Here is a 25,849-nt window from a genome sequence, read left to right as displayed (position 1 = left end):
CTATTTACCACCGGCCGGAAGATGTTCCAGCCAGTATTTAGCCATTGTCTTACGTAGGTGAAGAGTTGTTCCTTCCCTTTCGTTGATGCTATGGCTACGCATCGGGTAACTGATTTGCGTAAACATCTTTCCGTTCTTGATCAACTTGTTCACCAGCATCTCGCAATTTTGGTAATGCACGTTATCATCTCCCGTACCATGAATAAGCAGCAGATTACCTTCCAGTCCCTCGGCATAGGTAATCGGGGAACCTTTGTGGTAGCCTTCCGGATTGTTCTGCGGAGTATTCATGTAACGTTCTTGGTAGATCGTGTCGTATAAACGTTGGTCGGCTACAAAAGCGATCGCTATACCAGTATGGAATATTTTCGGATAACGGAACATGCAGTTTAAGGTCTGGCTACCACCACCGCTCCATCCGGTAATACCGATCCTGTTGGCATCGATAAACGGATATTGACGGGTCATATCCAGAATACCCCTGCTCTGGTCTTCGGAAGCGAAAGTACCCACTTCCCCGTAAATACATTTCCGCCATTCACGTCCACGGGGAGTATTCGCACCCCGGTTCTCGATACTTACCACGATATAACCTTGGTTCGCCATATATTGTTGCCATAAATCTCCGTTACCCCATACATCTTGTACGGTGGCGCTCGCCGGCTCGCCGTATACCTCTATGATAACCGGGTATTTCTTGGATGCGTCGAAATCGACAGGTTTTATCATCCATGCGTCCAAGGTTAGATTGCCGGACTTGACCTTGATAAATTCTTTCGGGTTTAATCCTAAGGCGGCGTATTGGTCCTTGGCTTGGGCATTATCCTCAAGCATGCGTACGGATTGATGTTTCGGGAAAGAAACCATGTCGATAACGGATGGGGTAGAGGCGTTACTATACGTATGTATGGCCCATTTGCCGGTGGGTGACATATTGTAGCGGTGCTGTCCGGATTGTTCCATGGGGCTTACACGCTCCACTTCCCCATTGCCGAATGCTTTAGCCCGGTACAAGTAACGTTGGGTGAAATTGTCCGGGGAGGCGATGAAATAGACCCAGCCCTTTTGTAGATCGGTCCCGACCGGCGAGATATAATCAAAATCACCTTTGGTGATGGGTTGTATCTCTTTTCCGTCCCGGCTTATCCGGTATAAGTGTCGCCAGCCACTACGCTCGCTTTCCCATGTGAAATAGCGGTTGTCCTTTAACCATTGTATGTTATCATTCGTGTCCAGCCATGCGGCATCCGTATCAGTGAAGATATTATTCAGCGAGTTATCGGATATCTTGGCGATCCATACCTTATTTGTATTCTGCGGGCGGTTTAGTTGCTGTATGAACAACTCGTCGCTTTCGGGGATGAATTCCATACGGGGCAGGTAGTTGTTCCGGGGATCTCCGGGTATGGCGATCCAAGTGGTGTTCCCGCCGGTAGAGGAAACGTAGCCTACTTTTACGGCTGAATTGGTGGTTCCTGCCTTGGGGTATGGGAAATGGATTACCTTTGCGTAGATGGAGTCTACATTATTAATAATGTCGAACACTCCCGTTCCTTTCGTATCGCTTTGCCAATAGGCGATATGCTTTCCGTCCGGGCTCCAGCGGAAACCATCCCGGCAACTGAACTCCTCCTCATATACCCAATCGAAAGTTCCGTTGACAATCGTATCGCTTCCGTCTTTTGTTAGCTGCGTGATTTTCCCGGAGTCTATATCTTCTACATATATATTATTGTTGGAAACATAGGCCACACGTGTGCCATCCGGAGAGAATTTAGCGAACATCATGGAGGATTCCGGCATTCCTTTTCCCAATTGACGTAAAGCGCCGTCCTTTAGGTTTAATACCCAATAGTCACCCCGGGTATCATAACGCCATACCCGTTGGGTATTGTTATAAATCAAGACTTTCTCATTATCCGCACTCCAAGAGATACTACGTGCGGGAATAGGCTTTCCTGTAGATTTGTCTGTCAATAGGGATGAGGGGATAATGACTTCACGGGAGTTATCTTTTGCTTGATAGGCGACGATATCCGTGCCTCCGGTTTGCTTATTATTTTCCAAGCGGCTATAACGTTCACCGTCTTTTAGCCAAGTCATGCTTCCGATGCCTTTTGTTTGTATGACGTTACCGGCAACGATATCCTCAAGATTCAACGCTTTTTGTGCCATGCTTATACCTCCCGACAGAAGGCTGATCGTGGCGATCGCTATTAATTTATTTAGTTTCATGTTGTATTAGTTGGTTACTACTATATTTATGCAAAGAACGGAAAGTTAGTTGATATAACAAAATGGATTTGTATATTCGCGCCTCGGAAATCAAGAATAATCATAATTTAATTTTATATAGAAATCGGAATGAAAGCACTTTCAATGTATGTATGGTCACTTTTAGTGATCATGATGATGGGATTTACTTCTTGTGGGGATGATGATGAGCTTCAATTCTCGGAAGAACAATTGGCTTATATCAACAAAAACAAGGAATACATCTGGGAAAAGAAAACAGAGAAAGATGAGAAGGGTGAATTAAGATATAAGCAAGTTGTTCTAGGGGGTGATACCGCCTTATACCGGATCATTCGGAAAGAAAATGAGTGGACAACAACACCCACGATGACTTCCGTGGTCTATTTGCTAGGTCTGGAAGGGAAGTTTATAGATGGACAGGTCTTTCAAAAGAAACTGGATAGATCAAGTTTTTCTATGAACGGCATTATCCCGGGCTTAAGCGGTGTCTTATTGAATATCCATCTGGATGAGACCGTGGAGGCGATTATCCCGGCTTCGCTAGGTTATGGATATGGAGATTATAGCGGTATCCCCGGAGGTTCTACTTTAATCTTTACTTTTACCTTGGATAAGGTCGAATGAATATTATCAGACTAAAGGCACATTTGGTTTGATCTGACTTTTATCTTTATAAGATTTGGCACGGTTACTTAATTCCGCCAACGGGTTAATAGTATAAGTAGGTGTGGTGTAATTGCTTTATTTTGAATATGTATACGATTTGTTCGTAAATATTCGATAGTTTCGTTGCTTATCTCCTTTTTTCTTTTTAATTTGGCGGATTATAAACATAATCTTGATATTATGAAGACTGCCATTGTTCCTTTCTTGTTGCTTCTGAATGTTCTTGTCGCTGTAAATGCACAGACTAAAGATTCTGTTATCTTGGTGAAAGATAGTATTACGGTAAAATTGCCGGATGTCTACGTTACTTCCGAGCGTCCTTTGGTTACGGTTACGGACGATGCCTTATCTTTCGACGTGCCTAACTTGATCATGGCCAAACCGGTGAATACTGCATTTGATATTTTAGGAGAGATTCCCGGATTGGTGAAAGAAGGGGACAACGTTAGTATCATCGGCGTCCCTACTACGAACATTATTATTAACGGACGTAGAAGCTCAATGTCATTGTCCCAGATTGTAGAGCTTCTGAAATCTACCTCGGCCAGCAAAGTAAAGAGTATAGAGCTTTTGTATAGCTCTCCTCCAAAATATGGCGTAAAAGGAGGTAGTATAAATATCATTATGGAGAAGAAAGTGAATGAGGATTTAAGTGCCGATATCTCTTTGACCGGAAAGCAAGCTTTCTACTTCTCGCCAACCGGATTAGTGAATTTATCCTACTCCAAAAAGAAATATAGTCTGGATCTATCTTATTCCGCTAATTATAACCATTCCCGTTCAACCGAGGATATGAACGCCTATCCTATCGTGAAGGATCGTCCTTATGAGATCCTGCAAGAAAATACGGCGGTAGGTCGTTCTATGAACCATACGATTGGGGCGAGTGCCAATTGGTTTATGGATAAGGGGCGTGAGGTGGATATTTCTTATTATGCCAAGATAACGGATTCTAATTCCAAACGATATTCGAACACTCTATTTGTGGGTATTGAGAATGCGGAAAGTAATAATAAGTTATCGGGCCCGAAGAATCTTCAAAATGTACGATTGAATTATGCACATTCCAAGAACTTGAGCGCAGGGGTGGATTATACCTATTATAAGGATCGCAGGGATCAATATATGATCTCGGATTATCCCGATACGAAACAAGAGGTGGAGGCTACCTCCCGGCAAAATATCCATTTGGCGAATGTATTCGTCAACTACGAACGGGTATTTGGAAAAGGATGGAAAATTAACGCGGGCACGAATGTGCAGTTATCCTTTACGGATAATAGCTCCTTTACCTACCAAGATAAACAGGAGGATCTGTCAGCTACGTTTGCCCAAAAAGAAAAAGAGTATACGGCGGGATTGTATGCCGGTTTCTCTAAGCGTTTTGGCAAGAAACTGGTGTTGAGCGCTTCTCTTTCGGCGGAGTATAATAAGGCGGTGATTGATTCGGCGGGCCGGAAGTGGACCTTATGGTCTGGGGTAAATCTCTATCCACAATTGAACTTGAGTTATACGATCGATCCATCGAATATGCTTCAAGTCAATTTTTCCAGCGATAAGAAGTATCCGGCGTATTGGGCCATGAGCTCGAATGTTTCTTATTTGAATGTGTATAGTCAGGTACGGGGAAATCCTTATTTGGAACCGGAACGTATTTATATGGCTAGGGCTAATTATATCTTGAAAAAGAAATATGTTTTTGGACTATTTGCCAATCATCATGTGAATTATATTCGCCAATTGTATTATCAAGATACGAAAGCGTTGAGAGCCTATTACCAATCGGTTAATTTCGATAAGCATAATACTTTCGGGGCGATGGCAGTTATCCCGTTTCGGATCGGTGGGGTGGTTAGCTCACGGTTCGTGGCATCGGGCTTCTTAATTCAAGATGAGGGAGTGTTTATCGATATTTCGTTTGATCGGAAAAAGTTATTCGGGCAGTTGATGTTGTTCAATACGTTTACTTTATCAAAGAAGAAGAACTTATCGCTGGAAGTGAATGCTCGCTATAGTGCGCCTTCGATACAAGGTATCTATGATGTGGATGGTAATTATAATGTATCGGCAGGGCTTGTCTGGAATCCGATACCGAAAAAGTTAAGTGTAATGCTGCGAGGTGAGGATTTGTTAAAGGGCTTACGTGCGAAAACGCATATTGATTATCCCAGCCAGAAGAGTGATATGACGATCTATTCGGATACTCGTTCAGTATCGCTCACTTTAAAGTATACATTGGGCAAGATGAACCGGAAGAATAAGAAAGAGATCGATTCTTCACGGTTTGGTCAATAATGTTCTTATGGAATCCATTCGATAACGCCTGTGACTGGATGTTGTTTTTTCCAGTCCTCTAATTCTGCATACGTACGCACGCCGTCTTGAATGACTGCTAGGTAATATTCCACGCCCATGATTTTCGCTGTATCCGGTGTCTCATATTTCAGTTTTAAGATGGCCTGTCGAGTCTCGTCAGTCAGTACGGCGGTTATACGTTCGGCCATTTTCTCGAAATAACCGTCATAACGGGAACCTTTTACGATATGGATCATATCAATTTGCCAGAGTTCGTTATTCGGATCTTGGAACCATGCGTGCCATTCTACACATCGTTCTTCCGTATCGAGCGAGTTTCCGTATTCGATTCGTTTAATGAGCGGGTTCTCCGCTAGCCGGGCCATCGCTTGGAAGCTGTCGGATATACGGAAGGGAGAGGTGTAAATATGGAAGTCGATATCCTTATGTTTCATGAGTAGTCCCATATTTAAGGAGCCTACTAAGTTTATTTCCGCCCCGACAGATTTCCAGATATTTATAATGTCGGTTTGCCGGATCACTTCCCAAGCTCTTTCTTGGTTTCTTTTCGCTAATTCTAATAGATGTTCCATGATTTAAATAATTTGGGATGCGAAGTTAAAAAACGAAATGGAATAAGGAAATAGCTATTTATAGCTAGGTTGATATATTATATAGGTGTACTATTTTCAGTTGTAGAGACGGAGCGTGTCCCGTCTCTACAAGTTGTACAATATATATTTATCTTTTGGATAACCTGAATAACTCACCGATCCATAAAACTAGAGAGGAAGATCCGATAATAATCGCCCAATCTCTCAAGGACAAAGGTATTACGCTAAACATCTCGCCTCCAAAAGTGACGATCAGGTATTGACCGATCAAAATCAGTAATGCAACTAGCAAGAAACTTTTACTATCCTTTAAATTGGCGAAAGCGGAACGTCCTTCCATAAAAGCCTTCGCGTTAAACATATTCCAGAACTGTAGCATCACGAAGAAGCTGAAGAACCATGATAAGTCGTGTGGCGTTAAGCCGTCTTGCGCATGGAAATAGAACAACAAGCCCATCAAGATTACGACAAATGCGAATCCGACACCGAAAATATTGTAAGCCATCGGGCGAGTGATAATGAAATCTCCATCCTTACCGCTCCGGCGAGGTTTATCTTTCATCACTCGTTCATTCGGTGGGAGAGAGGCCAATGCTCCGGCTGCGAATGTATCCATGATCAAGTTTACCCATAACATCTGCGTGATGGTCAAAGGTGATTCCGTACCTAATAAGGAACCTAATAATACGATCAGACAAGCGGCAACATTGATGGTCAATTGGAATAACAGGAATTTCTGGATATTCCGGTACAAGGAACGTCCCCACATCACCGCACGGGTAATGCTACTGAACGAGTTATCGATAATCGTGATGTCGCTGGCTTCCTTGGCGACGGAAGTACCGTCTCCCATGGAGAGGCCGACTTGAGCAGCTTTCAAGGCTGGGGCATCGTTTGTCCCGTCGCCGGTAACCGCTACCACAGCGCCTTTTTGCTGTAATAATTGTACCAAACGCTGTTTGTCCGTAGGACGGGCACGACACATGATCTTCAAGTCTAAGACACGCTCCAAGGCCTCTTGGTCGCTAAGCGCCTCGAATGCGGGACCTGTTATAATGTTCCTGTCGCTATCATCCGTTTTCCACGTACCGATCTGCCGTCCGATTTCTTTGGCCGTACCCGGTGTATCTCCCGTAACGATCTTCACGTTGATACCTGCGTTCAAGCAACTTTGAACAGCGGGCGGCACGTCCGCACGTACCGGATCGGAGATCGCTACAATACCTAAATACGTTAAATCCGTATCATGCAAACGACCCTCTACGAAGAAAGTCTCATCCTTTCCATCCTCGATAATTTGGTAAGCGAAGCCAAGCGTACGCATCGCTTGGTTCTGGTAATCCAATAATTGTTTTTCGATGCCGGCTTTACATTCCGCCACCGGTTTGCAAGTTCCGTCTATCGCCACCCGGTTACTTTTGGCCAGTACGATTTCGGGAGCACCTTTCACGTAAAGTACCTTCTTGCCGAGTAACGGTGATTGTACGATTGTAGCCATATATTTCCGTTCCGTAGAGAAGGTCAATTGATCTAGGATCGTAGCGTTCTCTCTTAATTCCAGATAATTTTGGTGTTGTCCGTTCAACCAGAGTAAAAGGGCGGCCTCCGTCGGGTTTCCAAGGGTTTTTACCTTTTCTTCCGAGAAATCGAGGAATGCCGTGGAGTTCGTGGAGATACCTTCTTTGATCAGGTTACTTAACTCATCCTCCCCAAGATTTTGTTCTTTCAGGTTGTAGAAATTCGTTTGGTAGACTTGCATTTGATTCTGTGTCAACGTTCCGGTTTTGTCCGTACAAATTACGGTAGTTGCTCCCATGGTCTCGCAGGCATGCATTTTGCGGACAAGATTATTCGTCTTCAACATACGGTTCATGCTTAGGGCCAAACTTAGCGTGACACTCATCGGTAATCCTTCCGGAACGGATACCACGATCAACGTAACCGCTACCATAAAGTAGTTGAGGATATGGGCGATGATGTCCATCGCCGGCATCCCGGGGAAGCTATCCGATAAAAGGAATTTTACGGTCAAGGCGATGAACGTCACTCCGGCGATCGTATATCCGGCTTTGCTGATCACTCCGGCCAAACCTTTCAATTGGATCTGTAAGGGAGTCTCTACATCGCTCTCGATTTGCGAGCCTTCGTAGACCTTACCGTATCCGGTAGCATCACCCACTTTTTCCACTTGCATGACGCCATGTCCGTCCACGACCGTCGTTCCTCGCATGACTACATTGGACGGATAAGTCGCTTCCGTATCGAAATCCGCCTCGTTTGTTGTCTTGCTAATAATCGGTTCACCGGTTAGTGTGGATTCGTTGATCTGTAGGGAAATGGCTTCAAGCAAATGTCCATCTGCGGGAATTTCCTCACCTGTCTCCAAAACAACGATATCGCCTACGACGACCTCTTTTTTCGGTATTTGGCAGATATTCCCGTCACGGATTACCTTCACTAAAATATCATCATTGACTGTATTCAAGATATCGAATGCCTTGTTCGCTTTCACCTCGAAGAAAAAGCCCACGCAACTGGCAAGCATGATAGCGAAGAAAATGCCGATCGGCTCCAAGAAGGCCGTAAAACCTTTCGCCTCAGGTCCCCAGCAATGTACGCCAGCGATTATCATGGACAAGAGCCATGCCACTAATAATATACGAATAATAGGATCTTCGAATTTCTCCAAGAATTGGCTCCATAACGAAGCTTTCTGGGGCGGGGTAAGTACATTCTCGCCGTGAAGGCGCCTGCTCTCTTCTACTTCTTGTTTGGTTAATCCTCGGTACTGATGTTTTTTCTCCATAAATTTATTAATCTGATTAAGAAAATAGGATAGCAAATTACGTAAAGTTATACGACATATACAAGGGTTTAACCTTTTTGCATATATTTGTGTTGTATAACGAATTAATTTTTAATTAAAAGATGAAGAAAGTACTATTCATGTTATTGGTTATGTTCGCTTTGAGCGCCTGCCAATCAAAGGATTCATATGTGAAGGAGTTTAGTGATTTTGTAGATAAGGTGGAAATGGAGGCCGCTGATTATACCGATAAGGACTGGAAGAAGGCGGATCTGAAATTCTCGGATCTATCCACGAATCTTTACGCCAAGTTCGAGGAAGAGTTAAGCGCTGATGAGAAAGCGGAGATCATTAAATTGCAAGCGACATACGCCGGATTGAAAATGAAAGCGGGCGTGAAAGACGCTGCCAAGAAAGTGGATAAGTTCTTGGATGGTTTGAAGGAAGGAACAAAATAACCTCTAATACGAAAATAAGATGAACAGAAATTGGGTGTATTCGCTATTTGCTTTATGGATCGTCTGCTCGTTCGCTTGTACGCAGCCTAAACCTGTGGCGAATGTGGAAGTTCAGAAAGAGAATTTCGTATTCTCTATAAAAGGGACAGATACATTGTCCTTGGACAAGTATGAGTTGCCTTCTATATCGCCCGCCTTAAAAAAGCCTGTGATGATTTTTGCTTTTGGCGGTGGGTTTAAAGGGGGAGATAAGGCGGATAAAGGATATATTCCCTATTTCGAGTTCCTCGCCCGAAACGGATTTGTGGTCGTTTCTACGGATTATCGTACCACCTTGAAGAATCTGGATCCTTCTAAAGTCTCTTCTCCGATGGACTTTATCGCGGCCTTGCAGCATGCGATCGATACGGCGGTAGAGGATTTTTATGATGCTACCGGTTTTGTGATCAACCAAAGCTCGGATTGGAACATCGATGTGGAGCAGATCGTAGCGAGCGGTTCGAGTGCCGGGGCGATTACGGTATTGCAGGCAGAGTATGATTTATGTAACGGACATGAGTTGGCGAAAAGGCTACCGGCAGGTTTCAACTATGCCGGTGTGATCTCATATGCCGGTGCGGTCTCTGGTGTGCTTCCTCCACATTGGGAAAAGATGCCTTGTCCGATTATGCTATTCCATGGCGATGCGGATAAAACCGTTCCTTTTGAACAAGCCGCTATGGAGAACCTCGGCGGTTTATGGGGATCATCCGCTGTAGCGAAAAGTCTGGAAAATCTTCAAGCTTCCTATTATTTTTATAAGGTAGAGAATGCGGGGCATGAGATCTCTGGGCTCCCTATGTCCCGGAACCAATACGATATCATGAGCTTCTTGAGCCGTCAAGTCTTAGGCGATGAGAATTTAGCGATCACGACAGACGAACGTGTTCCCGGTGATACGATCGTACGGAAAGATTTTACCGTACAGGATTATATCTTGGATAATTTGCGTTAATATGATAATGAAATATAAACAGCCTTAATTTGACCTTTTTAGATTAAACTATTCACCCGAAGGATTGTCTTTACTATATAGAGTGATTAATAGTGTGTTTAGTTTATTAAGGTTATGAGATTAACAAGGTTAGTTGGATTTTTAGGGATTGTCCTTTTTTGTGCAGGGCAATCCCTTTTTGCTCAAAGTAAGCAAGAGCGGAAGGAGCAAAAAGAGAGAGTAGTGAGGGAGATCGTGGATAGCGGTCGTATTAAGATCGATGTGGATCGTGCCGTACCGATGGCCGGGAGATCCGTCAATCTTACTTCCCCCTACTCATTGGAAATACATGGTGACTCGATCCTGTCTTATCTTCCTTACTTTGGACGTGCTTACTCTGCTCCTTATGGTGGTGGAGAGGGCTTGACGTTTAAAGAAGTGGCGGCAGAGAAGGAGCAAACCTCTGAAAAGAAAGGTAGTTCCGAAATCAAGTTCCGTGTAAAGACCAAAGAGGATGTATACATGTTTCGGGTGGAAGTCTATCCGAATGGCTCGGTGACAATCAATGTGACACCCGTGAATAAACAGGCTATTACCTTTTATGGTGATGTCGCCTTAGACTTGAAATAGTCGTCCTTGCCGTGTATCTCTTTCCTCGATCCGCTTATTTACCTTAGCGGTAAATTCGAAATTCTTTAAACCCCAATCCGGTGCGATCAGTAGCTCTTTGGGGGATTGTGATACGAACCTCTCTACTACGATAGAGGGGTTCAGTCGTTCTATGAAGTCAATCACTAATTCGATATATTCATCAGCCGTATATAAATGGAAATCAGAAGGATCTTCCTTGAACTCTTTCGCCATGCGGGTATTCTTGATTAGCTGCAATTGGTGCAGTTTAAGTGTCGTGATCGGGAGGCGTGATAAGACATCCGCATGGTGTAATATTTCATCCCTACTTTCTCCCGGTAGTCCGAGTATCAGGTGTGCCCCGGTGTAAATACCTTTTGCCGCCGTACGACGGATAGCGGATTCCGATTCTTCATGGGTATGCCCTCTGTTTATGCGGACTAAGGTCTTATCAAGCGTACTTTCCAATCCATATTCAATCATGACGAATTTTCGCAGGGAAAGCTCCGCAAAATAATCCAATAAACCTTCCGGCATACAGTCCGGACGAGTGCCGACAATCAATCCTTCTACTCCGGGATAGGCAAGCGCTTCCTCATATTTGAGAATAAGAGAGTCTAATCGGTCGTATGTATTCGTGTAGGCTTGGAAGTAGGCCAGATACCGCATATCCGGATATTTGCGGGAAAAAAAACGTACGCCTTCCTCTAATTGCTCGGTAACGCTTTTCTCCGTATGACAGTATTCTGGACTGAATGTTTGGTTATTACAATAGGTGCAACCGCCCCATCCTTTAGACCCGTCTCGGTTCGGGCAGGTGAAGCCTGCGTTTATGGAAATCTTCTGAACCTTGAATTTGAATAGATCCCGTAGAAAATCCCCAAATTCATAATATCGTTTAGTTTTTTTCATAAGACAAAGATACGATTTCTCGCAATTTGAATCACTTTTTTATGCTAACTTCGCGTTTCAATCTGAAATAAAGAGTATAAATGAAACGATTAGGTTTTAGTTTATTGCTTTCGTTGGCCGTATTCGGAAGTGTGGCCGCACAAACCGGAAGCAAGCATGTTGACTTAAAAGAAATAACCGATGGGAAATTTCGTCAAGTGACGGCTATCGGAGAGATGCGATCCCTGCCGGATGGAGAACACTACACAGCCATGAACGCCGATAAGAGTATGATCATTAAATATTCCTATCGTACGGGAAATCCTGTGGATACATTGTTTAATGCCCGTAAAGCTCGTGAATGTACCTTTACGGATTTTGATGGATATACAATCAGCAGCACCGGGCATCATATCTTGGTTTGGAGGGATACGGAGTCTATTTATCGTCGCTCTACCAAGGCTGTGGTTTATGATTATGACGTACGTCGTAATTATGTGAAGCCTATTTCCGATGCCAAGGGTAAGCAAATGATCCCGACATTCTCGCCGGATGGTCGTATGTGCGCTTATGTACGGGATAATAATATTTGGATACGTAAGTTTGATTTTGATACCGAGGTACAAGTTACCAAGGACGGTGAGTTGAATAAGATATTGAATGGTATCACGGATTGGGTGTATGAGGAAGAATTCGCGGTGACAAATCTAATGGCGTGGTCTCCCGATAGCGAGTATCTGGCCTTTGTCCGTTTTGACGAGTCCGAGGTGCCCGAATATTCTATGCAGATGTATGGTGAGGGACTTTATCCGGGGTATTACGAATATAAATATCCGAAGGCCGGGCAGAAGAATTCAAAGGTCTCCGTACATTCTTATAGCGTAGTCACCAAAGACACGAAAGAGATGAAGGTCCCGGTAGAAGGCGACTTCTATATTCCCCGCATTACTTTCACGCAGAATCCGGATCAGTTGGCTATCATGACATTGAACCGCCAGCAGAATGTATTCAATATGTATTATGCAAATCCGAAGAGCGGTGTGTTCCGTTTGATCTTGCGTGAGGAAAATAAATGCTACGTGGATTCTGATTGGTTGACTTCCATCCAGTTCTTGAACAATGGGTTTACCTATGTGAGTGAACAAGATGGCTATTCCCATATTTATTTGTATTCCCCGACAGGTGTTATGCAACGTCAGGTAACTCAAGGGAACTGGGATGTCACGGCCTTTCTAGGTGTGGATGAGAATACGAAGACTTTCTATTACGAGTCTGCCGAGGAAAGCCCGATCCGCCGCTCTATCTATAAGATCGACGCGAAAGGCGTGAAGACAAAACTCTCCACGGAAGAGGGTATGAACAAGGCGGTCTTTAGTGACAATTTCGCTTATTTCGTGAATACCTATTCCAATGCGAATACCCCGGCGAAGATTACGGTGAATGAGACGAAGACCAAAAAGGAACTACGTGTTCTGCAAGATAACGCAGCATTGAAGAGTAAGCTGAAGGAATATGTTTTTGCTAAGAAGGAATTTATGAAGGTACATACGGCTTCGGATTATGAGTTCAACGCTTGGATCGTAAAACCCGCTGATTTTGACCCGTCGAAGAAATATCCGGTGATGATGACGCAATATAGTGGCCCTAACTCCCAGCAAGTATTGGATCAATACGGTTTCGATTGGGAGCAATATCTGGCCTCAAATGGTATTATCGTGGTATGTGTGGATGGTCGTGGAACCGGTGCCCGTGGTGAGGCATTCCGTAAATGTACTTATTTGAGAATGGGCGAGCTGGAATCCAGAGACCAAGTGGAGGCTGCGCAAGCGTTAGGCAAGTTACCTTATATCGATAAGGATCGTATCGCGATCTGGGGTTGGAGTTTCGGAGGTTATAACACGTTGATGGCCTTGAGTGCCGGAAACGGAACGTTTAAGGTGGGTATCGCTGTAGCTCCTCCGACGGACTGGAAATATTATGACTCCGTTTATACGGAGCGTTTCATGCGTACCCCGCAAGAGAATTTCGAGGGCTATGCGGCTACCTCTCCGTTACGCCGGGTGAAAGACTTACAAGGCAAGTTATTGCTGGTTCATGGAACCGCCGATGATAATGTTCATTTTATGCAAACAATGGAATATGCCGAGGCTTTGGTTCAAGCCAATAAGCAGTTCGATATGCATGTTTATAAAGATCGGAATCATAGCATATATGGTGGTAATACCCGTTACCATTTGTATACGAAGATGGCTAATTATTTATTCAATAATTTGTAAGACATGGCGCAGCATTTAAGAAAGCCGGATTGGTTGAAGATCCGGCTTGGCGGAAATGAGCAATTCACGAAGACAAAAAGTATTGTTGAATCTCATTGCCTTCACACAATATGCACAAGTGGTAAATGCCCGAATATGGGTGAATGTTGGAGCCGGGGAACAGCTACATTCATGATCGGTGGTGAGATCTGTACTCGCTCTTGTCGTTTTTGTAATACGCTAACGGGTAAACCTCTTCCGTTGGACCCGAAAGAGCCTGCGAATGTAGCGGAGAGCATCCGTTTAATGAATCTCAAGCATGCGGTGATCACGTCCGTTGATCGTGATGACTTACCAGACTTAGGCGCTTCTCATTGGGTAAATACGATCCGTACGATCAAAGAGGTGAATCCTCAAACGACCGTGGAAGTCTTAATCCCGGATTTTCAAGGACGATTGGATCTGGTTGATCAGGTCGTGGATGCGGCGCCTGAGATTATCTCCCATAATATGGAGACTGTACGCCGTATCAGTCCGCAAGTGCGTAGCGCCGCTAAGTATGACGTGAGCTTATCCGTTTTGCGACGAATCGCTGAGCGGGGTGTGGTAGCCAAGACTGGTATCATGGTCGGACTGGGTGAGACCGAGGATGAGGTGCTTGAATTAATGGATGATGTTTTGCAGGCGGGTGTTTCTGTTTTGACAATCGGGCAGTATTTACAGCCCTCTCGCAAGAATATTCCCGTCTCTGAATATGTGACTCCTGAACGCTTTGAATATTATAGACAACAGGCCGTTAACAAAGGTTTTAAGAAAGTAGAGAGCGCTCCGCTGGTGCGCTCGTCGTACCATGCGGAAAAGCATATATGATTCATGAACTTTTGACAATCTTTGTTGTTATTAATATAAAAGTGGACTAAAGGGGGGGAAGGAATGAACAGAGTAAAGAAAGGTCTAGATAATCAGGCGATAGGTTTATTGCCGTTGTTGTTGTTCATGTTTTTGGACAATTATTTTTCTTATTTATTATCCTTTATAATTGGGGTTACTTTCTGTTTTGTTTGTATTTTTTTGTTTCAAGTGTTGAGCAAGGATAAGGTGTACCAATTTATGCTTCTGCCATCGGCGGGCACATTGGTCTTATATTCCGTATTTCTTTGTCTCAAGCTTGAACCTGTGTTGTTTATATACTCTCCTCTTATCACGGAAGTATTACTGGTCGTGGCGTTAGCGATCGTAGGGTTCACGAGGAGAACGGTCATACAACGTATACGCGATTCGAAACGTCCCTCTTTTAAACGTACTTTGCTTCGTACTACCTTGAACGAATTTTATTTCCTCGCTCAGTTGGTACAGAACCTGTACACGTTGCATCTTTTCATCATCTTGTTATATAGCATCTTGCCGGAAACGATGCAGAATATGCGTACCGAACGTTTCTTATACCGGGAGTTGGGATTGGTAATCGGTGTTTTGGTCATTGTTTATGAGCAAATACGTTTGTCCTTGATGCAAGGTAGCTTGAAAAAGGAAATGTGGGTTCCCGTATTGAATGACAATGGGAAGGTGATCGGTTGTATCGCACGTTCGGTCAGCCGCTCTTTACCGAAGAAATACTATCATCCGATCGTGCGTATCGCCGTTGTTTATAATGGTATGTTATATCTGGTGAGACGAAGTAAGGATGAGTTTGTCTCTCCGGATACGATGGATTATCCGTTCCATAATTACGTGCTCTTCCGACATAGTATAGATAGCACGGTCAAAGAGACTCTCGGAAGTTTGGCGCAAGATAAATCAATTGCTCCACGCTTCCTGATCCGTTATACATTTGAGAACGAGAAGGTGAAACATTTGGTATCTCTCTATGTTATTTGTTTACGTACGGAAGAGCAATTAAATCAATGTAAGCGCCGTAGCGGAAAGCTTTGGACAGCGAAACAAATCGAGGAGAACTTGAGTTCCGGGGTATTTAGCGAATATTTTGAGAAAGAGTTCGCTTATTTGCAAAATACGATTCTTTTCGCCGAGAGTTTCTGTTGCGGTAACTAATCATCTTATAATGCCCGATTCCCTAGCTCTATAACTTCCAAATCTTTGATATCCTTTCCCTCAATAACGAAACGTAATAAGGTACGTACTTGATGAAAGCCACTTTTTCCAGCCGCTCCCGGATTCATATGCAGACACTTCAAGCTTCGATCGAATACTACTTTCAGGATATGCGAATGTCCGGAGATGAATAGATTTGGCCGTGTATCGTATAATTCTTTGCGGATCTCGGGATTGTAGCGGCCCGGATAACCTCCGATATGAGTCATCATAACGTTCACGTCTTCTACCTTGAAATGAGCTACTTTAGGATATTGCAGGCGAATGGCTTGTCCGTCTATATTTCCGTATACGGCCCTGAAAGGTTTCAAAGCCTCGAATTTTGCGGCCAAAAGATCGGAGCCTATATCGCCCGCATGCCAGATTTCATCGCAATCTTTAAAATATTCGGCGTACTTATCATCCCAGTACGCATGGGTGTCTGAAAGCAATCCAACTTTAATCATAACAATTTCTTTTATTGCTCGAAAGTATCTATATTTACACGCCTAAGATAAGAATATTATGGAGAATTCATATCAATATTTTAAACGGGACTTAAGCTGGTTGTCGTTTAACTACCGTGTCTTGCTGGAAGCGGAAGATGATACGCTGCCTATTTATGAGCGTATTAAGTTCCTTTCTATCTATTCCTCGAATCTAGAAGAATTTTATGAGATCCGGGTTGCGGAACACCGGGGGGTAATCATGAAAAAGAATTATTCGGAGGAGAGCGCAGCTGAGGCGGAAGAGACCTTGGCGGCTATTACCCGGGAGGTTAACCGCCAGCAACGGGACTATTACCGTATTTTCTCGGAGAAGATATTGCCGGAATTGAATCGCCAGAATGTTTACTTATACCAGAATGAGAAGCCGGAACCTTTCCATGAAGAGTTTGTCCATAATTTCTTTAATGAGGAGGTTTTCCCATTCCTGTCGCCGGTCATGATTCAAGCCGGTGATATACGTACGTTCATCCGGGATCGTCGGCTTTACCTTGTGATCCGTATGATTAAGCGGAGCAAGCGGATGAATGAGCCGGGCTTCGTACCCGAGTATCATTATGCGTTGATGAAGATTCCTTATGCGAAAGTTCCCCGTTTTATCGAGTTGCCTCCGCATGACGGGAAATATTATATCATGTTTATCGACGACATTATCCGTGCGAATTTACAGAATGTTTTTCCCGGTTATATTATTGATGGCTGTTACAGCATCAAGATTTCCCGGGATGCGGATATTTATTTGGATGATGAGAGCCGGGCGAATATCGTGGAGAATATCCGTAAGAAGGTAAAGAAACGCAAGATCGGAGCCTTGAGCCGTTTTATGTATGATCAAGCGATGCCGGATGATTTTCTGGCTTTTGTTTGCGATGCCTTTGGTATTACGTCGGAGGACTTGGTGTTAGGTGGACGATATAATAATTTGCAGGACTTGATGAAATTGCCGAATCCGGCGGGAAAGCATTTAGAGCAGCAGCCACCGGTGCCTATGCGTGTGCCTTTCCTCGATGAGATGGGGTCGGTATTCAAGGCCGTGAAGAAGCGGGATATCTTATTGCATTTCCCTTATGAGTCGTTTGATTATTTGATCCGCTTTTTGATGGAGGCGGCCTTTGATCCGAAGGTGGATGAGATCAAGATTACCCAGTATCGAGTGGCAGAGAATTCGGCCGTGATTAATACGCTGGTCAGCGCTGCCCAGAATGGTAAGAAAGTGACGGTATTTGTGGAATTGAAAGCCCGTTTCGACGAGGAGAATAATATGAGTACGGCAGAGCGTATGGAGCAGGCCGGTATTCGTATCATTTATAGTATTCCGGGCTTGAAAGTACATGCGAAGGTTGCGGTCATTCTTCGGAAGGATACGTCCGAGGGACTTAAACGGCGTGATTTCGCCTATTTGAGTACCGGTAATTTCAATGAGAAGACGGCTAAGATCTATTCGGATATGGCGCTGTTGACTTCGAATACGGAGATTATTACGGATATCAATAAAGTATTCGCTGTTTTGGAAGGGCGTATGAAAGAACCTACTTTCCGCCATTTGTTGGTGGCCCGTTTCAATATGGTCTCGGAATTGACTGGTAGGATTCGGCGGGAGATCGAGCATGTGCGGGAAGGCCGAAAAGGACGGATCATATTAAAGATGAACGGACTGCATGACCAACATATGATCGAGGAACTCTATCATGCGAGTGAGGCGGGGGTAGAGATCGATCTGATTGTTCGGGGGATTTGTTGCCTGGTACCGAACCAACCTTATAGCGCAAACATCCGGGTTACTCGTATCGTGGATATGTTTTTGGAGCATTCACGGGTTTGGTATTTTCTGAATGATGGTCAGGAGGATCTTTTCCTTACCTCGGCTGATTGGATGCGTCGGAATTTGAACCGACGGATCGAGACGGCTTTCCCGATCCTCGATCCGGATCTGAAGAGGGAGATAATCGATATCTTGAATATCCAGCTAAGTGACAACGTGAAAGCTTGTTATTTGGATGGCGAGTTACGTAATAATTTTAAGTGTGATGATAATCCGGTAAAAGTGCGTTCGCAATTGGCTATCTATGATTATTTGAGAAATAAATCCATACGGTAACCGGGATGGGGGAGTTTTGGGGATTTGTTGATTGGGGGGCTGGTTGCTTAGCCTTGATCGTGGCGGTGGTATTTAGCTTTTTGTTGGGAGTACGTACGGGACGTATCCGGGAGAGAAATGAATCTGTCCGTTCTCGCATTCGGCAGAATAAAGCGAATATGTATCGCTATAAACAACAATTAGCCTCCTATCAAGAGCAAGTCGTACGCTTGGAGCGGGAACGGGATTCTCTGGTCATCCGCTCGGAGGCTTATGACCGGATCGAGACGGAGCTGACGGCCTATCGCCAGAAGATGGAGCAGTTGGAGAGAGAGATCCTTGTTCTTTCCGGCGATAATAACTTATTGGACAATGCTACCGGAAAAGTAGATGTGGATGTACCTAAGCTTTTATGTGCCCTTAAAGATGATCCTCTCCATGTGAATCCAAGTAAAGAGGAATGGGCTGAGATTATTGGTATGACCGATCTTCTGTTTAATAACTTCTTAACCGATCTGAGAAATAAATACAGTATTACCCGCCATGAGCAGGAAATATGTTGCTTGATCAAATGGAATTTCTCCCGAAAGGAGCAACTAGCCGTGTTTAATAATACTCCGGATGCGTTAACCAAATCGAAAGGCCGTTTAAAAAAACGTCTAGGCTTGGATGAAAAGACGGATTTGGATGCCTATGTCCGTTTATTATAAAGCTTAAAGTTATTTTGTTTGTCGTGATTGTCCGGCAATATTATCCGTTTATCTCCCATTGCGTGGTTTATATGTGTGATTATTAGTTGTTTGATGTTCGCTTGTTTTGTCCGGTACCATTTCTTTCCTCTTTACGATCCTTCCTGTACTTTTGCGGTGTGTGATTTAATTTTTAAGAACGAATAATCAGGAATGCTATGAGAACACAAACTGTACTACTATGGATCAGCCTTAGCCTAATGGTGGGGCTTTCCGCTTGTGATTGGACTTCGTCCTCTCCGGTGGCCTCGCTACGGCGGGCTACCGGATGGCCTTTCGAGGTGGTGGTTGTAATGGATCGAGACGCATGGAATGGTGAGGTGGGGGAGTTGCTGCAAGAACAATTGCGAGCGCCGATACCTGCTTTGCCTCAAGCGGAAGCATCTATGCGTGTCACCTATTCGGAGCCATCGGGCTTTTCCGGTTTATTACGATACGTACGAAATATCTTGATCGTATCTGTAGATCCTAACCGGTATACGAAAGCTGGAACAAGAGAGAGTCCCGATGAATGGGCCAGCGGTCAGAATGTTGTGACTCTGTATGCTCCGACTACCGCTGCTTTAACCGAGTTCCTTTTATTAAATGAAGGACGGTTGGTCAACCATTTCAATCGAGTGGAAAGGGAACGTTGGATAGTTGGACTTTCTAAGAGCCATAGCAGTTGGATCAATGAGAAGTTGAAGTCCCGTTTCGGTATCTCGCTGTTCGTGCCGGAAGATATGTCGGCCTATAAGGAAGAGACCGATTTCTTTTGGGGTTCGAATAACGCAAATCGGGGACGGACTGATATCTTGGTATATAGTTTTCCCTATACGACTCAAGAGGCATTTACCGAAGATTATCTGGTCGCTATGCGTGATTCTGTAGTGAAGCGGAACGTACCGGGCTCTTTCCCGAATTCTTATATGAAGACTGAGCAGCGTTTCGAGCTTTCTTACGAGCCGATCACCTATCGTGGCGAATACCGCGGCGTATTGCGTGGTCTTTGGCGTATGGAAGGAGATAAGATGGGCGGCCCGTTCGTCAGCCATGCCCTGCTCGACAAGAAAAAAGGGCGGGTTATCGTAGCGGAAAGCTTTGTCTATGCCCCGGAATCAAAAAAGGCGAACTTGATCCGCCGGATGGAGGCCGCCTTGTTTACGTTGCGATTCGTGGATTAGGATTGATTCTCTCACGTATATAGGCGTAACCTCATGCGTATATACGCATCGGCCTACACGTACGTAAGTGTGGTCTTATACGTATATACGTGTGGCTTTATGCCTGTATAGTGGTCTTATCGTCCTAAAAATAGTTTGATTTCCTCCGGAATATATCCCGTCCGTATACGCCACTCTTGCGGATACAGGTTATTGGCCCGGTTGCCAAGGTTCTTTACAAAACCTAGCGGAAGTCCTTGGTAGCGTACCAACACATATCCCTTATCTGTACCGGAGGGTAAGACGAGCGCCTCTTTCTTTAAGAATTTAATAGCGTCTTCCCATTCCAGTTCCACGGATGGAAATGCATTGGGGGTTAAGGCAGTACTTAAAGCCAGCTCTTGAGATGGGATAAAGTCTTTCCCTTTCGCTTCTCCTAGGCAAATACCGGCGGAAAGTACCCGTAAAGGCTTGGCATTGATGAGTGAAAATAGATCCGAATGGGCTTTGGGATACGCTCGAAGGAAACTGCCGTTCCATTCGAGAGAAAACGAAGTTTCATCCGAAAGGAACAGACGGGCCTCCTGTGGGATGGACGGAGCGGCTTTTCCTCGCTCTTTTTTCCCTTTGGACTTGACACGAATTTCCTCGATCTCGCCTTCCGCTTTCCGGAGGGCGGCGAGGAAAAAGCCTTCGCCCCGTGTCTTATGCGGGAAGAAGCGGTAAACCGGATGTTCAAACCGGAGGGCGCCGGTGATCTGCCATTCCTCTTGGGTAGGGATAGGCAATGCCTCGGCTCCCAGCTCCTCTATTATATAATGTATGTTCTCCTCATCCTCTTCCGTATTATAGGTACATGTACTGTAGATCAAGATACCTCCGGGTTTCAAGGCGTTCCAGATATCATGGATGATGCGCCGCCCACGGGAGGCGCAAAGCCGTACGTTATCTACGCTCCATTCGCCTGTGCTATCCGTATCTTTCCGGAACATGCCCTCACCGGAACAAGGTACGTCGGTGACGATCACGTCGAACAGATGAGGCAATGCCTCGCCGATCTCCTCCGGGTCATTATTGATAACGATCGTGTCCGGGTGGCCCCATTTAGCGATATTCTCGGCCAATACATAACTCCGGCTGCGGATCACCTCATTGCTCACTAACAGGCTTCCATCCGGCAATAAGCTCGCCAGATGCGTGGACTTGCCACCCGGGGCGGCGCATAAATCCAGGCAACGTACCGGCTCTTTCACGTATGCCTTGATCGCTTGTTCCAGAAACATGGAAGACGCTTCCTGCACGTAATAGGCCCCCGCATGGAATAGAGGATCGAAGGTGAAAGACAACCGTTCCGGCAAATAAAAACCGCTCTCGCACCAAGCGACTGGAGCACCTGCTTTGGGAGCGGGAGTCCCTTTCATCGGGTTGATACGGATACTTACGGGAACATCAGCGCTTAACGCTGCCTCTAAACGATCGAACTCCTCGCCAAGTAAAGCCCGTGTACGGGTAATAAAATCAATAGGAAGTGCCATGATTATTCTGTTAGTTTGCGGCAAAAATACTACTTTCGCGGAAAACAAACAGTATGCGAGCATCTCTTTTCCTTATACCAGTTACCTTGGGCGATACGGAACATCGCCGTGTTTTACCAGAGTACAACCGTGACGTGATCTTATCCATCCGGCATTTTATCGTGGAAAACGTGCGTACGGCACGCCGTTTCTTGAAAAAGGTGGAGCCGGGGATCGTGATCGATGACTTGACATTTTATGAGCTGAATAAACATACCTCACCGGAACAAGTAGCTGGTTATCTGGCTCCTTTGGCGAAAGGCGAGAGCGTTGGCGTGATCTCGGAGGCGGGTTGTCCGGCGATCGCTGATCCGGGTGCTGACGTAGTGGCTATCGCCCAACGGAAGGATTATCCGGTGGTACCGTTGGTCGGGCCTTCGTCTATCTTGATGTCGGTGATGGGATCGGGCTTTAACGGACAGAGTTTCGCTTTTCACGGTTATCTGCCGATTGATGCTTCCGAGCGAACGAACACGATCAAGAAATTGGAGGGAAGAATTTATTCCGAGCATCAGACGCAATTGTTTATCGAGACTCCTTACCGGAATAATAAACTGGCCGAGGAGTTGATCCGTACGTGCCGTCCGTCTACGAAACTGTGTATTGCCTCGAATATAACGTGTGAGGATGAGTATATCCATACTCGCCCGGTCAAGGAATGGGCGGGTAAAGTTCCCGATCTGAGCAAGAAGCCCACTATTTTCCTAATCTATAAATAAAAGGATTGATATGAGTTATCAAGCGCACGAGACAGCGGTAATCGATGCCGGTTGTGAGATCGGGGAAGGAACCCATATCTGGCATTTTTCCCATATCATGACGGGATGCGTGATTGGCAGGGCGTGTAATATCGGCCAGAATGTAGTCGTATCGCCGGGCGTGGTCTTAGGGAATAACGTGAAGGTACAGAACAATGTCTCTATTTATACGGGTGTGATTTGCGAGGATGATGTGTTCTTGGGGCCTAGTTGCGTGTTTACAAATGTAACCAATCCGCGTAGCGCTGTCTCTCGGAAAGACCAGTATAAGGAGACGGTGATTGGCAAGGGGGCCTCGATCGGAGCTAACGCTACGATTATTTGTGGACATACGGTCGGGCGGTATGCCATGATCGGTGCCGGGGCGGTGGTAACGAAGGATGTTCCGGCTTATGCGCTGGTTGTAGGAAATCCATCGCGGCAGATCGGTTGGGTAAGCGAGTACGGCCATCGCCTTGTATTTGACTCCGAGGGATTCGCCACCTGTCCGGAAAGCGGCCAACGTTACCGCCTACACAATCACCAAGTTGTAGAGACGGGGCGTGCCCCGTCTTCCACAGACTGATCGTATCTTAAATTACTATTTTGCAGGGATGAGACGGGGCACGCCCCGTCTCTACAATACAGACAATATTAATATTCTATACAAACATGAAAACATCTTTTTTCAAGCAAGGGTTTTTAGCGATAGGGATAGCCTGTTGCATGCAGCTTTCCGCCGTAGAGAATCCTGTAGACTACGTGAATACGTTAGTCGGTACCCAATCCAAGTACGAATTATCTACCGGAAATACCTATCCGGCCACGGCTATGCCTTGGGGTATGAACTTCTGGACTCCCCAGACCGGCGAGATGGGCAACGGCTGGACCTATCGTTACGACGCGGATAAGATCCGGGGATTCAAGCAAACCCATCAACCGAGCCCGTGGATGAACGATTACGGGCAGTTTTCCATTATGCCTACTACCGAAGGCTTGGTCTTCGACGAGGAGAAACGGGCTAGCTGGTTCTCTCACAAAGGGGAAGTAGCTACACCTTATTATTATAAGGTCTATCTAGCCGATCATGACGTGACTACCGAGTTGGTTCCGACGGAACGTGCGGCTAAGTTCCGCTTTACATTCCCGGAAACCAAGAAAGCGTATATCGTCATCGACGCTTTCGATAAAGGCTCTTATATAAAGGTATTGCCTGCGGAACGTAAGATCATCGGTTATTCCACGAAGAACACGGGCGGTGTTCCCCGTAACTTCAAGAATTATTTCGTGATCCAGTTCGATAAGCCATTCACGTTCTCCTCTACGGTTAAGAACGGGGCGATCCAGTTGGATGAGTCGGAGGTGAAGACAAACCATGCCGGCGCTATCATCGGTTTTGAGACAAAGTCCGGCGAGGTGGTGCATGCCAACGTGGCTTCTTCTTTCATCAGCACCGAGCAGGCCGAGTTAAACTTGCGTGAGGTGGGAGATACTGGTTTCGATCAGCTAGTGACCAAAGGGAAGGAAATCTGGAACCGGGAATTAGGTAAGATCGAGGTAGAGGATACGAACATCGATAACTTGCGTACTTTCTATTCTTGCTTGTATCGTTCCTTGCTTTTCCCCCGTAGCTTCTATGAGATCGACGCCAAAGGGCAAGTCATGCATTATAGCCCTTATAACGGTGAGGTCTTGCCGGGCTATATGTTTACCGATACCGGTTTCTGGGATACGTTCCGTTGTCTTTTCCCCTTCTTGAACCTGATGTATCCGGAGATGAACCAAAAGATGCAGGAAGGTTTGGTGAACGCTTATAAAGAGAGCGGTTTCTTGCCGGAATGGGCAAGTCCGGGCCACCGGGATTGCATGGTCGGCAATAACTCCGCTTCCGTGGTAGCCGACGCTTATATCAAAGGCTTGAGAGGATACGATATCGAGACGCTTTGGGAAGCTTTGAAGCATGACGCGAATAGCCAACTGCCGAGAACGGCTTCCGGTCGTGTCGCTTACGAGGAGTATAATAAACTGGGTTATGTACCGAATAATATCGGTATCGGACAAAACGTAGCTCGTACCTTGGAATATGCTTATAATGACTGGACAATTTATGCGTTAGGAAAGAAACTAGGCAAGCCGGCAAGCGAGATCGATATCTTCAAGCAACGGGCTAACAACTATAAGAATGTGTACGACCCAAAATATAAGTTGATGGTCGGACGCTCTGATAAGGGCGAGTTCAACCCTTCTTTTAAAGGTACGGACTGGAGCCGTGATTTCTGCGAGGGTAATAGCTGGCATTGGAGTTTCTGTGTTTTCCACGACCCGCAAGGTCTTATCGACTTAATGGGAGGAAAGAAGGAATTCAACCACATGATGGATTCCGTCTTCAAGATGCCTAGCCGTTTGGGTATGGATAGCCGCGGTATGATCCATGAGATGCGTGAGATGCAAGTAATGAATATGGGACAATACGCCCACGGAAACCAACCCATCCAGCATATGGTATATCTATACAACTATTCCGGCGAGCCTTGGAAAGCCCAATACTGGGTGCGCGAGATCATGCACAAACTTTATACCGCTGAGGCGGATGGCTATTGCGGCGATGAGGATAACGGACAGACTTCCGCATGGTATGTGTTCTCTGCCTTAGGCTTCTATACCGTATGTCCGGGCACGGATCAATATGTGCTGGGAACTCCTTTGTTCAAATCCGTAAAACTCCATCTGGATAACGGAAAGCAGGTGTTGATCCAAGCGGACAAGGCCGATCGGGAAAATCGTTACATCAAGGCTATGAAAGTAAACGGCAAGACCTACACCCGCAATTTCTTGACACACGAGCAGTTGCTAGGTGGCGTGAAGATCCAATACCAAATGAGTGATACCCCTAATAAACAGCGAGGTATACAAGATAGCGATCGTCCGTATTCTTTCTCGTTGGAATAAGAAAACCATGATGCCCATTGTAAGCCTGTTACAATAGGCATTCTAAGCACCTTACGATGCCCATTGTAAAGACCTTACGATGGGCATTGTTATTTTATGTGAATTCCGGTTTGAAATAATGATGGAGAGAGTTGCGTTTTACCTTAGGGTTGTTACCTTTGCGATGACTAATCAGTTTTT

20 protein-coding genes are annotated in these 25,849 nt (G+C 45.3%); 14 read left to right on the top strand and 6 right to left on the bottom strand.

Translation table 11 applies throughout. The features are described 5' to 3' along the window. Complete coding sequence (locus NBH07_RS07865; RefSeq protein WP_009018026.1) at positions 1-2,235, bottom strand: S9 family peptidase; 2,235 nt, start codon at positions 2,233-2,235, stop codon at positions 1-3. A gap of 129 nt (positions 2,236-2,364) precedes the next feature. Here NBH07_RS07865 and NBH07_RS07860 point away from each other — a divergent pair, with 129 nt between their 5' ends. Continuing rightward, positions 2,365-2,880 carry an FKBP-type peptidyl-prolyl cis-trans isomerase gene (locus tag NBH07_RS07860; RefSeq protein ID WP_009275617.1) on the top strand — a complete coding sequence of 172 codons (516 nt, stop codon included), beginning with the start codon at positions 2,365-2,367 and terminating at the stop codon, positions 2,878-2,880. 222 nt (positions 2,881-3,102) lie between these two features. Beyond that, positions 3,103-5,217: an outer membrane beta-barrel family protein gene (locus tag NBH07_RS07855; protein ID WP_039848791.1), complete on the top strand. Its 2,115-nt coding sequence runs from the start codon at positions 3,103-3,105 to the stop codon at positions 5,215-5,217. Positions 5,218-5,222: 5 nt separating this feature from the next. On the opposite strand, the gene NBH07_RS07850 is transcribed toward NBH07_RS07855, so the two are convergent. Next, positions 5,223-5,810, bottom strand: coding sequence for a hypothetical protein (locus tag NBH07_RS07850; protein WP_009018029.1), 588 nt, complete (start codon positions 5,808-5,810; stop codon positions 5,223-5,225). A gap of 148 nt (positions 5,811-5,958) precedes the next feature. Beyond that, positions 5,959-8,637, bottom strand: a complete 2,679-nt coding sequence (locus tag NBH07_RS07845; protein ID WP_009018030.1) for a calcium-translocating P-type ATPase, PMCA-type — start codon at positions 8,635-8,637, stop codon at positions 5,959-5,961. Between the two features lie 122 nt (positions 8,638-8,759). Between NBH07_RS07845 and NBH07_RS07840 the strand changes: the two genes are divergently transcribed. The 3 genes from NBH07_RS07840 (at position 8,760) to NBH07_RS07830 (ending at position 10,698) form a co-directional block, all read left to right on the top strand. After that, positions 8,760-9,095: a DUF6565 domain-containing protein gene (locus NBH07_RS07840; protein WP_009018031.1), complete on the top strand. Its 336-nt coding sequence runs from the start codon at positions 8,760-8,762 to the stop codon at positions 9,093-9,095. Positions 9,096-9,114: 19 nt separating this feature from the next. Further along, positions 9,115-10,089 carry an alpha/beta hydrolase family protein gene (locus NBH07_RS07835; RefSeq protein WP_005854262.1) on the top strand — a complete coding sequence of 325 codons (975 nt, stop codon included), beginning with the start codon at positions 9,115-9,117 and terminating at the stop codon, positions 10,087-10,089. A gap of 114 nt (positions 10,090-10,203) precedes the next feature. Beyond that, the gene (locus NBH07_RS07830; protein WP_008780000.1) at positions 10,204-10,698 is read left to right on the top strand and encodes a DUF4251 domain-containing protein; all 495 of its coding nucleotides are present in this window, start codon (positions 10,204-10,206) and stop codon (positions 10,696-10,698) included. On the opposite strand, the gene mnmL is transcribed toward NBH07_RS07830, so the two are convergent. Beyond that, positions 10,684-11,610, bottom strand: coding sequence for a tRNA modification radical SAM protein MnmL/YtqA (gene mnmL, locus NBH07_RS07825; RefSeq protein ID WP_009018032.1), 927 nt, complete (start codon positions 11,608-11,610; stop codon positions 10,684-10,686). The genes NBH07_RS07830 and mnmL overlap by 15 nt on opposite strands. Before the next feature lie 80 nt (positions 11,611-11,690). On the opposite strand from mnmL, the gene NBH07_RS07820 reads away from it, so the two are divergent. The 3 genes from NBH07_RS07820 (at position 11,691) to NBH07_RS07810 (ending at position 15,896) form a co-directional block, all read left to right on the top strand. Next, complete coding sequence (locus NBH07_RS07820) at positions 11,691-13,865, top strand: S9 family peptidase (protein ID WP_009018033.1); 2,175 nt, start codon at positions 11,691-11,693, stop codon at positions 13,863-13,865. Positions 13,866-13,868: 3 nt separating this feature from the next. Next, a complete protein-coding gene (gene lipA / locus NBH07_RS07815; protein WP_005854269.1) occupies positions 13,869-14,714 on the top strand; it encodes a lipoyl synthase in 846 nt (281 codons plus the stop codon). A 63-nt stretch (positions 14,715-14,777) separates the two neighbouring features. Continuing rightward, positions 14,778-15,896, top strand: a complete 1,119-nt coding sequence (locus NBH07_RS07810) for a hypothetical protein (protein WP_005854270.1) — start codon at positions 14,778-14,780, stop codon at positions 15,894-15,896. 5 nt (positions 15,897-15,901) lie between these two features. Here NBH07_RS07810 and NBH07_RS07805 read toward each other — a convergent pair whose 3' ends face one another. Continuing rightward, positions 15,902-16,402 carry a metallophosphoesterase family protein gene (locus tag NBH07_RS07805; protein WP_009018034.1) on the bottom strand — a complete coding sequence of 167 codons (501 nt, stop codon included), beginning with the start codon at positions 16,400-16,402 and terminating at the stop codon, positions 15,902-15,904. A gap of 58 nt (positions 16,403-16,460) precedes the next feature. Here NBH07_RS07805 and NBH07_RS07800 point away from each other — a divergent pair, with 58 nt between their 5' ends. From NBH07_RS07800 to NBH07_RS07790, 3 genes are all read left to right on the top strand, one after another. Next, the gene (locus tag NBH07_RS07800; RefSeq protein ID WP_005854272.1) at positions 16,461-18,539 is read left to right on the top strand and encodes an RNA degradosome polyphosphate kinase; all 2,079 of its coding nucleotides are present in this window, start codon (positions 16,461-16,463) and stop codon (positions 18,537-18,539) included. 5 nt (positions 18,540-18,544) lie between these two features. Continuing rightward, positions 18,545-19,228: a hypothetical protein gene (locus NBH07_RS07795; RefSeq protein ID WP_005864237.1), complete on the top strand. Its 684-nt coding sequence runs from the start codon at positions 18,545-18,547 to the stop codon at positions 19,226-19,228. A 197-nt stretch (positions 19,229-19,425) separates the two neighbouring features. Continuing rightward, positions 19,426-20,430, top strand: coding sequence for a DUF4837 family protein (locus NBH07_RS07790; protein ID WP_008780002.1), 1,005 nt, complete (start codon positions 19,426-19,428; stop codon positions 20,428-20,430). 116 nt (positions 20,431-20,546) lie between these two features. Here the strand turns inward: NBH07_RS07790 and NBH07_RS07785 are convergent, their stop codons facing one another. Continuing rightward, on the bottom strand, positions 20,547-21,944 hold the full coding sequence (locus NBH07_RS07785; protein WP_009018035.1) for a methyltransferase RsmF C-terminal domain-like protein: 1,398 nt from the start codon (positions 21,942-21,944) through the stop codon (positions 20,547-20,549). Between the two features lie 53 nt (positions 21,945-21,997). On the opposite strand from NBH07_RS07785, the gene NBH07_RS07780 reads away from it, so the two are divergent. The 3 genes from NBH07_RS07780 to NBH07_RS07770 all read left to right on the top strand — a co-directional run bounded on the left by NBH07_RS07780 (position 21,998) and on the right by NBH07_RS07770 (position 25,669). Further along, positions 21,998-22,702 carry an SAM-dependent methyltransferase gene (locus NBH07_RS07780; RefSeq protein ID WP_005854278.1) on the top strand — a complete coding sequence of 235 codons (705 nt, stop codon included), beginning with the start codon at positions 21,998-22,000 and terminating at the stop codon, positions 22,700-22,702. A gap of 10 nt (positions 22,703-22,712) precedes the next feature. Beyond that, positions 22,713-23,306, top strand: a complete 594-nt coding sequence (locus tag NBH07_RS07775; protein WP_009018036.1) for an acyltransferase — start codon at positions 22,713-22,715, stop codon at positions 23,304-23,306. Positions 23,307-23,392: 86 nt separating this feature from the next. Then, complete coding sequence (locus NBH07_RS07770) at positions 23,393-25,669, top strand: GH92 family glycosyl hydrolase (RefSeq protein WP_009018037.1); 2,277 nt, start codon at positions 23,393-23,395, stop codon at positions 25,667-25,669. The last annotated feature ends 180 nt before the right edge of the window (positions 25,670-25,849 follow it).

The sequence above is a fragment of the Parabacteroides sp. B2-S-102 genome, from assembly GCF_023656665.1.
In the GTDB taxonomy this organism is placed as follows: Bacteria; Bacteroidota; Bacteroidia; order Bacteroidales; family Tannerellaceae; genus Parabacteroides; species Parabacteroides distasonis.
The sequence above is the reverse complement of the archived record's forward strand: the minus strand, read 5'-3'. Positions and strand labels throughout refer to the sequence as shown.